The organism is Streptomyces sp. NPDC004327 (genome assembly GCF_042873935.1).
In the GTDB taxonomy this organism is placed as follows: Bacteria; Actinomycetota; Actinomycetes; order Streptomycetales; family Streptomycetaceae; genus Streptomyces.
On record NZ_JBIAME010000012.1, the window covers coordinates 349,945 to 361,352 of the forward strand.

Sequence of the window (11,408 nt, forward strand, 5' to 3'; positions counted from 1 at the left end):
CCCGTCGAATGCAGGCTATGTCTTTGTGAACGCGTGCACAAAGATGGTGTCCGTTTTGTCCGGCCAAAGTGACCGGGGTCACGCGGCTGGTTCGCGTCATCGTGGAACCGCGGAGCGTACCGAGGCGTTGAGATCCCGAAGGGGGCAAAACCGCACACTCTCCTTGTGGCGCCGCCCCCGAAAGCCAACAAAACGTCCTCGATGGTAGCCGTCTTTCGGTCAGGCACCCAGTTCGCGCCGCAGCCGCCCGGCGTCCACCCGCCAGAAGGTGTGCTGTTCGCCGTCGACCAGCACCACCGGGATCTGCTCCCAGTAGGCGCGGTAGAGCTCCTCGTCCCGGGTGATGTCCTTCTCCTCCCAGCGTGCGCCCGTCTCGGCGCACACCGCCTCGATCACCGCCCTGGCGTCGTCACAGAGATGACACCCGGGCTTGCCGATCAGCGTCACCGTGCGCGGACCGCTCTGCTTCTTCGTACGACCGAACATCCCCAACATGGCGTCCATTCTGCGGCCCGGGAAAGCACGGGGGAGCACCGGGAAGCACCGGGAAGCACGGCCCGGGCAACAGGGGAGTCCCCCACTGTTCACACCACGGCATCCTCACAAGTCGGGAAGTGCCGAACAGAGCATCTATGCTCGCAACATGGCCGCTCTTGGATGGCTCACCCCCCGTAGGCGCTCCGCCACCGCCCGCAGCGTCCTCGCAGGCGAGGCCGCCGCCGAGGCGGCGCGCAAGACCTCGCAACAGCTGGAGCAGGAGCGGGAGGAGGCCGCGGAGGCCCTCGAGACCGCCCCCGAGGAAGCCGAGTTCCCGGTCGTCGGCGACGAGCAGGCCGCCGCCTTCTTCGACCTAGACAACACGGTGATGCAGGGCGCCGCGCTCTTCCACTTCGGCCGCGGCCTGTACAAGAGGAAGTTCTTCGACAGCCGCGACCTGGCCCGCTTCGCCTGGGCGCAGGCGTGGTTCCGGCTCGCCGGCGTCGAGGACCCCGCGCACATGCAGGAGGCCCGCGACAGCGCGCTCTCCATCGTCAAGGGCCACCGCGTCTCCGAACTGATGTCGATCGGCGAGGAGATCTACGACGAGTACATGGCCGACCGGATCTGGCCCGGCACCCTCGCCCTCGCCCAGGCGCACCTGGACGCCGGCCAGAAGGTGTGGCTGGTCACCGCCGCCCCGGTCGAGACCGCCACGATCATCGCCCGCCGGCTCGGCCTGACCGGCGCGCTCGGCACGGTCGCCGAGTCCGTCGACGGCATCTACACCGGCCGGCTCGTCGGCGAGCTGCTGCACGGCCCGGCAAAGGCCGAGGCGGTACGGGCGCTGGCCGCGGCCGAGGGCCTGGAGCTGACCCGCTGCGCCGCGTACAGCGACTCGCACAACGACATCCCGATGCTGTCGCTCGTCGGCCACCCGTACGCGATCAACCCGGACGCCAAGCTGCACCGCTACGCCAGGGAGCGCGAGTGGCGGCTGCGCGACTACCGGACCGGCCGCAAGGCCGCCAAGGTCGGCATCCCGGCCGCCGCGGGCGTCGGCGCCCTCGCGGGCGGCGCGGCCGCCGCGCTCGCGCTGCACCGCCGCCGCCGCTGAGCACCGGGCACCGGGCACCGGGCACCGAACGCTGAACGCTGAACGCGCCGGGACGCCGGGCCGTCCCATGACGACCCATCTGCGCGCCCTGTACCGACTCGTCCCGTAACAGGCTGTATCCGCCCGCCCCGTACCGATCATGCCGATACGTTTCGGCTGCGATCGTCTGCGACAACCGCGGACCGCCGGGGCTCACCCGTCCGTGGTCGAACACGCCCGCACACGGCGACGTCGGGGCATTCCCCGCTCCCTACCCGGCAGCGGCACCGATCACTCGCCCGCTCCGCACTCGGGCACAAGCGAACCCGGCTTTGATCACACTCGGAAGCAATCCGATCAACAACAGGTCACCAAGTGCGACTAGTTCCGCCCTTAAGCGGTAACGGATGCGACCGAAACGATGATTTCAGCAACTCGGTGTAGCGCTGCCTGTACGAAGCGTTATTCTCCTCAGACGCACAAGGGACCCCACCCGTCGCCACGACGAGTGAACGGTCCCGCACTGCACGTGATGGAAGCTCTGCCTCTGGGAGTCCCGTGTACCCACACGTCGGGGTTGACGCCTCGGGCCTGGCTACGCTGCGCGCAACGGTCCTCGACCACTTGCGCGGCTTCGTCCCCACCGCGTACGCCGTCCCCGCATCCGCCTTCGCCTTCGCCGGCCCGGCACCCGCCGGTCCCTGCTACGCCCTGGCCGAAAGCGGTGCCGCCGTCGGCAGACGCGGCACGCGCGGCGGCGCCGGCACCCAGGCCGCCGCCCGCAGGCCCACCGCGGACAGCGACAGCGCCCGCATGATGGACCTGGTCGAACGCGCCCAGGCCGGCGAGGCCGAGGCCTTCGGCCGGCTGTACGACCAGTACAGCGACACGGTCTACCGCTACATCTACTACCGCGTCGGCGGCAAGGCGACGGCGGAGGACCTCACCAGCGAGACGTTCCTGCGCGCCCTGCGCCGCATCTCCACCTTCACCTGGCAGGGCCGCGACTTCGGCGCCTGGCTCGTCACCATCGCCCGCAACCTGGTGGCCGACCACTTCAAGTCCAGCCGCTTCCGCCTGGAGGTCACCACCGGCGAGATGCTGGACGCCAACGAGGTCGAGCGCAGCCCGGAGGACTCCGTCCTCGAGTCCCTCTCCAACGCCGCCCTCCTCGACGCCGTCCGCCGGCTCAACCCCCAGCAGCAGGAGTGCGTCACGCTCCGCTTCCTCCAGGGCCTGTCGGTCGCCGAGACCGCCCGGGTCATGGGCAAGAACGAGGGAGCGATCAAGACGCTGCAGTACCGGGCCGTGCGCACCCTGGCCCGTCTCCTCCCGGACGACGCCCGCTGACCGCTCAGCGCCCCCCACACGCGCCCACGGTCCCCTCCGCGCCGCCCGCCCCACCCCCCGTCCCCACCACCCCGTCTCAACTCACAGTCGGTGACGCCTCGATGACGCACTGGTCCGATCATCTTTCGCGCGTAACCCAAGTGCCGCGCCGCTCGTTGTGCGAAATGCAGGCTCCCTGTGGTCACGCCGTGTCCACTTCCACTCACTCTTTCGTGTGGAAGCGCTCAAGGTGTGCAACCTTCCGAACCTCTCGGGGAGTCGACCGTCATGACGAGAGGAGGTGCCGCCAGTGATCGCGAACGTTTCGGCACACCGGCGGGCGAACGCCTTCGCCCAGGCCCTGGAGGATCGGACGTCCGGGGACGCGGCGGCCGAACAGCCCGAGCCGCCGGCCGAACCGGCCGAGCAGGGGCGACTGTTGGCCCTGGCGAACGGTCTCGGCGAGCTGCCGAGACCACAGATGGACCCCGAGGTGAAGGTGGTGCAACGAGCCCAGCTCGTCGCCGCCATGGAAGCGATGCTCGCGGAGGGCAGCGCGTCCGCGGGCCCTATGGTGCCGGAGCAACGGACCTCCGGAAAGGGAGCCCACCGGGCCTCCCCGCTCCGGAAGTTGCGCCCCCGCTCCCGCTGGACCAAGGGCCTCGCCGCCGGCGGGCTCACGGTCGGTGTGGCCGCCGGGGCGTTCAGCGGAGTCGCCGCTGCCAGCTCCGACGCCCTCCCCGGTGACTCGCTCTACGGGCTCAAGCGGGGCATGGAGGACATCAAGCTCGGGATGGCCGACGACGACGCCGACCGGGGCGGGATCTATCTCGACCAGGCGTCCACCCGGCTCAGCGAGGCCCGCCGGCTCATGGAGCGCGGCCGCTCCGGCGACCTCGACCACGAGTCGCTCGGCGAGATCCGCCGGGTCCTCGGCGGCATGAAGCACGACGCCTCCGAGGGTCACCGGCTGCTCCGCCAGGCGTACGAGCGGGACGGCGAGATCGGCCCGATGGCCCGGCTCAACTCCTTCGCGCAGGCCCACCGCGCCACGTGGGACGGCCTGCGCGACCGGCTCCCGGTCCAGCTCACCGACGTGGGCAACGAGGTGAACGACGTCTTCAAGGCCATAGACGACGACGTCGAGCCGCTCCAGTCGGTCCTGCCGCGCACCCCCGAGCGCGGCGCCGTGGACTCCGGCGGCCCGAGCACGCCGCGACACACCCCGGCGGCCGACCCCAAGGCCTCGCACTCCTCGTCGGCCACGCCGTCGCACGGCGGCGACGCCGCCCAGCCGTCGCCCTCCGGCTCCGGCACGGGCACGGGCACACCTCCCGGCGACGGCCTCCTGGGCGGCGGCCCTGGCGGCCTGCTCAACCCGCCGCGCACGGGCCCGAGCACGGACCCGTCCGGCCAGGAGTCGCTGCCACCCGTCCCGGACGTCACCATCCCGCCGATCCTGCCGGGACTGCTGCCGGGCCTGGGCATCGACAGCAGCGACGCGAAGTAGCGCCCGAAGCGGCGGTCAGAGCCACTGACCGCCGCTTCGCCGCAAGAACACCGACCGCCATATCGGTGCCAGGGGGACACCGACCGCCGTCGGTGCCAGAAGAAGACCGACCGCCTTGGTGTCAGAAGAACACCGACCGCCGCTGCACCAGCAGCTTGTACAGCGTGTGCTGGATCTGCTCCCGCACCTGGTCCGTCAGGTTGAACATCAGCATCGGGTCCTCCGCCGCCTCCAGCGGATAGCCGTCCGTCGGGATCGGCTCGCCGAACTGGATGGTCCACTTCGTCGGCAGCGGCAGCGCGCCCAGCGGCCCCAGCCACGGGAAGGTCGGCGTGAGCGGGAAGTACGGCAGGCCCAGCAGCCGCGCCAGCGTCTTGGCGTTGCCGAGCATCGGGTAGATCTCCTCCGCGCCCACGATCGAGCACGGCACGATCGGCACCCCGGCCCGCAGCGCCGTCGACACGAAACCGCCGCGCCCGAAGCGCTGCAGCTTGTACCGCTCGGCGAAGGGCTTGCCGATGCCCTTGAAGCCCTCCGGCATCACGCCGACGATCTCGCCGGCCCGCAGCAGCCGCTCCGCGTCCTCCGCGCAGGCCAGCGTGTGCCCGGCCTTGCGGGCCAGCTCGTTGATCACCGGCAGCATGAAGACGAGGTCGGCCGCGAGCAGCCGCAGATGGCGGCCCGCCGGATGGTGGTCGTGCACGGCCACCTGCATCATCAGGCCGTCCAGCGGCAGCGTCCCGGAGTGGTTGGCGACCACGAGGGCGCCACCGTCCTTCGGGATGTTCTCGACGCCCTTCACCTCCACCCGGAAGTACTTCTCGGCCACCGGGCGCAGCAGCGACATCAGGACCTGGTCGGTGAGCTCCTCGTCGTAGCCGAACTCGTCGACCTCGTACTCGCCGGTGACCCGCCGCCGCAGGAACGCGAGGCCGCCCGCGAGCGCCCGGTCCCAGCCCGCCCGGGGCGCGGCACCGGCCCCGGGCCGCGGCTCCTGCCCTTCCCCCGCCTCCGGTACGGCCGCCTGCGCCGGCAGCGCCCGTACGGCGGCCTCCCGGCCGTCGTCCCGCACGGGCCTGCGACGCGTCCGCGAGCGGTCGTCGTCGAACGGGATGACCTTGGCGTCCGCCATCGGGTTCCGGTCTCCTCACATGCCGTTTCGAAGGGTGGAGGGTGCCAGCCGCCCGGCGAGCCGGTCCACGGCCCCGGCGAGCAGCTCCGGCGGCAGCAGCCCCGGCCCCTGGCTGCGCGCGAAGTCCGCGAAGGCGTCGGCGGTGGAGTGGGCGGGCGTGAAGCCGAGCGTCTCGCGCATCTGGACCGTGGAGACGACCCGGCCGTGGGTGAGCAGCCGGATCTGCTCCGGCGAGAAGTCGGTGATCCCGACCGTGCGCAGCGCCTGCCCGACCCAGGTGACCGCCGGCAGCAGCACCGGCGCGGTCGGCCGGCCGAGCCGCCGGGCGCACTGCGAGAGCAGCAGCACCCCGTCGCCGGCGATGTTGAAGGTGCCGCTGTTGAGGGTGGCCCGGCGCGGCTCGCGCGCGGCGAGCTCCAGGACGTCCATGACGTCGTCCTCGTGGACGAACTGCAGCCGCGGGTCGTAGCCGAAGACGGTCGGCAGGACGGGCAGCGCCAGGTACTCGGCGAGCGGGGAGTCCACGCGGGGCCCGAGGATGTTGGCGAACCGCAGCACGCACACCGCCACGTCCGGGCGGCGCCGGGCGAAGCCCCGTACGTACCCCTCGACCTCGACGGCGTCCTTGGCGAAGCCGCCGCTCGGCAGCGACTTCGCCGCCGTGGTCTCCGTGAAGACGGCCGGGTCGCGCGGCGCGGAGCCGTACACGCTGGTGCTCGACTTCACCACCAGCCGCTTGATCCGCGGCGACTTCTGGCAGGCGCCGAGCAGCTGCATGGTGCCGATGACGTTGGTCTCCTTGACCGACGTACGGCCTCCGGAGCCGAGCGCGGTCCCGGTCACGTCCATGTGGACGACCGTGTCCACATCATGCTGGGCGAGCACCTTGGCGACGGCCGGCCGGCGGATGTCGGTGCGCACGAACACGGCCGCGCCCAGCGGGTACGGGGAATCGACCCGGTCCACGGCGATCACCCGCTCGACCTCCGGGTCGCGCTGGATCCGACGGACGAAGCGGGCGCCGAGGTGCCGGGCCGCACCGGTGACGAGCACGACCTTGCCCAAGAGAAGCGCCTTCCGTCAGCCGTCGCGATGTGACCGCGTTCCGTAGAACGCCACCGTAGCGCCTGCAGATTTCGGCGCAATGAAAACGTGGCCCCCACCGGCGAACCGGTGGGGGCCACGTCGACGCGAAAACGCCGCTCGGGCGTCGCGCTTACTTCTTGTTGCGACGCTGAACGCGCGTGCGCTTGAGCAGCTTGCGGTGCTTCTTCTTCGCCATCCGCTTGCGCCGCTTCTTGATAACAGAGCCCACGACTACCCTCGCTCACTTCTCGGAACATCCCCGCGCCAGCGGGGATCGGTGCGGGGCGTCTGGGCCCACACGACCTACGAGGGGCTAGCCTACCGGCTAGAACGTCGCCCTTGTTAACCGAGGGCATATTCGGGGCTTACGGCTCCGCGCTCGCTACGCGGTCGCCACCCCCACGAAGGACTCCCGCAGGTACTCGTGCACCGCCTGTTCCGGCACCCGGAAGGACCTGCCCACCCGGATCGCGGGCAGATGACCGCTGTGCACCAGCCGGTACACGGTCATCTTGGAGACGCGCATCACCGCGGCAACCTCCGCCACGGTCAGGAACTTCACCTCGTTGAGAGGCATGCCAGCAGCCATGACCCACCTGTACCTTCCGCCACGCGACGCCCACCGGCTTCCCCTCCGGTGACTCTTCGTCGCTGAGCGCTCACGCCCAGAGTAGGGGCGGGTGGTACGAGTGGGGAAGAGGAGCTGCGATCAGCTGTTTACCGTGACAGACACGCTCGATTGAGTACATAGCGTGTGAGTGGGCGGTAGTAGTCCGAGGGCACGCCGTCATCAAGCGGAACGGCCACGGACACCTGCCCCTCGGCCTCCCCGACGAACAGCGCGGGATCGTCCGTGTCGGCGAGCCCGATGGCCTCGATACCCAGCTGACCTGCCCCGCAGACCCAGCCGTGGTCCCCCACCACCAGCTCCGGCAGCGGCCCGCCGGCCACGGCCGCGCTCTCCAGGGCCGCCCGAACCGGCAGCGGCGAATGGGTGTGCGCCCCCGGCTCGCGCCCTGCGGCCGGCAGGTCCGCTTCTCGCACCAGGGCCACCCCCCGTACGTAGTCGAGAAGGTGCGTGCGTACGCCGAACCGGGTCGTTATGTCGACACATCTCCCCTGCGCTGGGGTGAGAACAAGACATCCCGCCGCCGACAAAGCGTCTGCGAGCCCGGCGTAGAAACCCAGCAAACGGTGCGGATGCCCCGTCCCGAGCAGCACCGGCGCCCGCCGGCCCGCCGCCTCCCCAAGGCGTGCGGCGAACGCCGCCAGCGCCCCCAGGGTCCGCTCCGGGTCGATCGCGTCCGGCCCCGAGCGGTACGCCGGATCCGCCGACACCCCGCACCGCTCCGCCATCAGCCGCAGCAGCTCCGCCTCGCCCCAGGGCCGCACCGGATCGAGCCCGAGCGTCACCCGCGGATCTCCCGCGGCGAAGGCCCGATAGCTCCGCAGACTCGTCTCCCGCGCGGTCGCCACCGTCCCGGCGAGCCCCGCCGCCAACAGATGCGCCCGCAGCGCCCCGGTACTCAACACCCTCACGATGCTGCCGCCCCCGGCCCCGGCCGGGGACCAAAACCCGTACGAGACCGCACAGTTGGCGTAACACGTGGGGTCCCTTCGGTCATCCGCTCAGGCCAGCAGCCCCCGCAGCGGGAACGCCGCCCGCCGCGTCGCCAGCACCGCCTGGTCGAGCCGGTCCGCCGGGTCGTACCCCTCCGACCAGTCCCGCCAGGCCACCGGCCACCGCCCGTCCGTCATCCGCCGCGGCCCCGGCTGCCGCGTCCGCGCGTACACCTCGTCCCGCCACGACTCCGGGATCACCGACTCCGGCTCCACCGGAGCGTGCGCCGCGATCCCCACCAGATGCGTCCACGACCGTGGCACCACGTCCACCACCGCGTATCCGCCGCCACCGAGCGCCAGCCACTTCCCGCCCTCGACGTACGCGTGCGCGAGATCGTGACACGCCTCCTGCACCGCCCGCTGCGCGTCGAGCGACACCGCCAGATGCGCCAGCGGATCCTCGAAGTGCGTGTCCGCGCCGTGCTGCGTCACCAGGACCTGCGGCCGGAAGTCGGCGATCAGCTCCGGCACCACCGCGTGGAACGCCCGCAGCCACCCGGCGTCCCCGGTCCCCGCCGGCAGCGCCAGGTTCACCGCCCCGCCCTCGCCCGGACCGGCCGCCCCGGTCTCCTCCGGCCAGCCCGTCTGCGGGAACAGCGTCCGCGGATGCTCGTGCAGCGAGACCGTCAGGACCCGCGGGTCCTCCCAGAACGCCGCCTGCACCCCGTCCCCGTGGTGCACGTCCACATCCACGTACGCCACCCGCTCGGCGCCCAGCTCCAGCAGCCGGGCGATCGCCAGCGACGCGTCGTTGTAGATGCAGAAACCGGACGCCGCACCCGGCATCGCGTGGTGCAGACCGCCCGCGAAGTTCACCGCGTGCGCCGCGTCCCCGCGCCACACCGCCTCCGCCGCGCCCACCGACTGCCCGGCGATGAGCGCGGACACCTCGTGCATCCCCGCGAACGCCGGATCGTCCATGGTCCCGAGCCCATAGGACGGGTCGGCCGCCTTCGGATCCGCCGACGCCGCCCGCACCGCCGCCACGTAGTCCTCACGGTGCACCAGCCGCAGCGTCGAGTCCCCGGCCGGCTTCGCCGCCACCACGTCGACCCGGCGGTCCAGCCCGTACGCCCGCACCAGCCCCATGGTCAGCGCGAGCCGCACCGGATCCATCGGGTGCTCGGGGCCGAAGTCGTAGCCCGTGACAGCTTCATCCCACATCAACAGTGCGCGGCTGCTCATGCCCGCCACCGTATCGGGCCTTCTGAACGCCGAACGACGTGGCGTACACCACCGTCACCAGGACCAACACCATCGGCACCAGCATCGCCCCCCGATACGTCCACGCGTCCCCGAGCGCGCCCACGAGCGGCGAGCCCACCAGGAAGCCCACGTAGTTGAAGACGTTGAGCCGCGCCACGGCCGCGTCGCTCGCCCCGGGGAACAGCCGCCCGGCCGCGGCGAAGGTCTGCGGCACGATCACGCTCAGGCCCAGGCCCAGGACCGTGAACCCGGCCATGCCCGCCCAGGCGCCCGGCGCCGCCGCCACCACCGCGAAGCCCAGCGCCGCGAGCACCGCCCCGCACCGCACCACCAGGACCGCCCCGAAACGCCGCACCCCGAGGTCTCCGACGGCCCGGCCGAGCAGCGTCGTCACCATGTACGCGTTGTACGGCACCGTCGCCAGCTCCTCCGAGCTGTGCAGCACGTCCTGGAGGTACTTCGCCGACCAGTTGGAGACCGTCGAGTCCCCGATGTACGCGAAGGTCATCACCAGGCACAGCGGCAGCAGCAGCCGGAACACCACGCCCTGCGAACCGGCCTCGCCCTCCTCGGCCGCCGCACCGGAGCGCGGCCCGCCGTCCACGTACCAGCGGCTCCCGACCAGCGCGACCGGCAGCAGCACCGCCACCACCGGCAGATAGGACACGAACAGCGACAGATGCCAGTGCGCCCCCACCCAGGCCAGCGAGGCCCCGGCGATCCCACCGAGGCTGTACGCGGCGTGGAAACCGAGCATGATGGACCGCCCGTACGCCCGCTGGAGGCTCACCCCCAGCATGTTCATGGACGCGTCCAGCGAACCCACCGCGAGCCCGAACGCCCCGAGCGCCACCGCGGCCCACGCCAGGCCCGAACCGGACCCGGCGGCGAGCAGCGCGAGCAGCACCAGCGGCTGCGCCCAGCGCAGCACGCCCGCCGGCCCGACGCGGGCGGCGACCTTCTCGGTCACCACGCTCGACACGCCGGCGAGCACCGGCACGGCGGCCAGGAACACGGGCAGCAGCCCGTCGGATATCCCGTACTGGTCCTGGATCGCCGGGATCCGGGTCACGAGCAGGGCGAAGGTGACCCCCTGCACGAAGAAGCTGACCGCCAGAGAGCCCCGCCCACGCCGCAACCGCGCATCTGTCATGGCGGCACAGCGTAGGGCCGGAACCTACCGCTGGGTAGATGGATCACCATCACAATCTGACCGGGAACTCCGCCATCCGCCCGAAGAACCCGGTAGCCCCCGCCAGCTTCTCCTCGGTGCTCATCGCCGTGAACCCGTACACGTCCATCCCGGCCGCGACGGCCGCCTGCACCCCGAGCCGGCTGTCCTCGACGACCACGCACCGCTCCGGCGCGACGCCCATCCGCGCGGCGGCGTGAAGGAAGAGGTCCGGCTCCGGCTTGCCCCGGCCGACGTCCTCGGCGCTGAAGATGTTCTCGTCCCGGAACCAGACGTCGAGCCCGGTCTTCCGGTGCCCGACCCGGATCCGCTCATGGCTCCCGGAGGAGGCCACACAGTACGGAATCCCTTCCGCGGCCAGCCCCTTGAGCAACTCAGCGGCCCCTTCGACCGCCTCCAGCTCCCGCTCGAAGGCGGCGAAGACCCGTGCGTGGAACGTGTCGTCGAAGTCCGCCGGAAGCCGCTTCCCGCTGCGCTCCTCGACCAGCTCGTGGATCCGGTGCATGGCCGAGCCCATGTAGTCCCGCACCGACTCCTCGTAGGTGGTCGGGTGCCCGAGCTCGGTGAGGTGGCCGGCCAGGATGCGGTTGGAGATCGGTTCGCTGTCGACGAGCACACCGTCGTTGTCGAAGATGATCAGGTCGTAGTCCATGATCCGACCCTAAACGCAGAAAAGCCCCGCACCATACGGTGCGGGGCTTTCCCACAATGATTGTTCGGCGGCGTCCTACTCTCCCACAGGGTCCCCCCTGCAGTA

12 protein-coding genes are annotated in these 11,408 nt (G+C 71.4%); 3 read left to right on the top strand and 9 right to left on the bottom strand.

All coding sequences use genetic code 11. The annotated features are described in order from the left end of the window. Positions 1–219: 219 nt before the first annotated feature. Entirely contained in the window at positions 220–495 is a 276-nt protein-coding gene (locus tag ACFYU9_RS34925) for a glutaredoxin family protein (protein WP_389215150.1), read from the bottom strand. 148 nt (positions 496–643) lie between these two features. Between ACFYU9_RS34925 and ACFYU9_RS34930 the strand changes: the two genes are divergently transcribed. The 3 genes from ACFYU9_RS34930 to ACFYU9_RS34940 all read left to right on the top strand — a co-directional run bounded on the left by ACFYU9_RS34930 (position 644) and on the right by ACFYU9_RS34940 (position 4,412). Then, on the top strand, positions 644–1,594 hold the full coding sequence (locus tag ACFYU9_RS34930; protein WP_389215147.1) for an HAD family hydrolase: 951 nt from the start codon (positions 644–646) through the stop codon (positions 1,592–1,594). Between the two features lie 537 nt (positions 1,595–2,131). Beyond that, on the top strand, positions 2,132–2,923 hold the full coding sequence (locus ACFYU9_RS34935) for an ECF subfamily RNA polymerase sigma factor, BldN family (RefSeq protein WP_389215144.1): 792 nt from the start codon (positions 2,132–2,134) through the stop codon (positions 2,921–2,923). 289 nt (positions 2,924–3,212) lie between these two features. Beyond that, a complete protein-coding gene (locus ACFYU9_RS34940; RefSeq protein WP_389215142.1) occupies positions 3,213–4,412 on the top strand; it encodes a DUF5667 domain-containing protein in 1,200 nt (399 codons plus the stop codon). Between the two features lie 121 nt (positions 4,413–4,533). On the opposite strand, the gene ACFYU9_RS34945 is transcribed toward ACFYU9_RS34940, so the two are convergent. From ACFYU9_RS34945 to ACFYU9_RS34980, 8 genes are all read right to left on the bottom strand, one after another. Further along, a complete protein-coding gene (locus ACFYU9_RS34945; RefSeq protein ID WP_389347563.1) occupies positions 4,534–5,544 on the bottom strand; it encodes a lysophospholipid acyltransferase family protein in 1,011 nt (336 codons plus the stop codon). Between the two features lie 15 nt (positions 5,545–5,559). Then, positions 5,560–6,609: an NAD-dependent epimerase/dehydratase family protein gene (locus tag ACFYU9_RS34950; protein ID WP_389215136.1), complete on the bottom strand. Its 1,050-nt coding sequence runs from the start codon at positions 6,607–6,609 to the stop codon at positions 5,560–5,562. A 151-nt stretch (positions 6,610–6,760) separates the two neighbouring features. Further along, positions 6,761–6,859, bottom strand: a complete 99-nt coding sequence (locus ACFYU9_RS34955) for a 30S ribosomal protein bS22 (RefSeq protein ID WP_003948845.1) — start codon at positions 6,857–6,859, stop codon at positions 6,761–6,763. Positions 6,860–7,012: 153 nt separating this feature from the next. Continuing rightward, on the bottom strand, positions 7,013–7,219 hold the full coding sequence (locus tag ACFYU9_RS34960; RefSeq protein ID WP_389215133.1) for a helix-turn-helix domain-containing protein: 207 nt from the start codon (positions 7,217–7,219) through the stop codon (positions 7,013–7,015). A 128-nt stretch (positions 7,220–7,347) separates the two neighbouring features. Then, a complete protein-coding gene (locus ACFYU9_RS34965) occupies positions 7,348–8,163 on the bottom strand; it encodes a phosphatase (RefSeq protein ID WP_389347565.1) in 816 nt (271 codons plus the stop codon). 96 nt (positions 8,164–8,259) lie between these two features. Beyond that, positions 8,260–9,438, bottom strand: coding sequence for an acetoin utilization protein AcuC (locus tag ACFYU9_RS34970; protein WP_389347567.1), 1,179 nt, complete (start codon positions 9,436–9,438; stop codon positions 8,260–8,262). Continuing rightward, positions 9,407–10,612 carry an MFS transporter gene (locus ACFYU9_RS34975; protein ID WP_389347569.1) on the bottom strand — a complete coding sequence of 402 codons (1,206 nt, stop codon included), beginning with the start codon at positions 10,610–10,612 and terminating at the stop codon, positions 9,407–9,409. The genes ACFYU9_RS34970 and ACFYU9_RS34975 overlap by 32 nt, the downstream gene beginning before the upstream one ends. 49 nt (positions 10,613–10,661) lie before the next feature. Further along, positions 10,662–11,303, bottom strand: a complete 642-nt coding sequence (locus ACFYU9_RS34980; RefSeq protein ID WP_389215122.1) for an HAD family hydrolase — start codon at positions 11,301–11,303, stop codon at positions 10,662–10,664. Positions 11,304–11,408 lie beyond the last annotated feature (105 nt).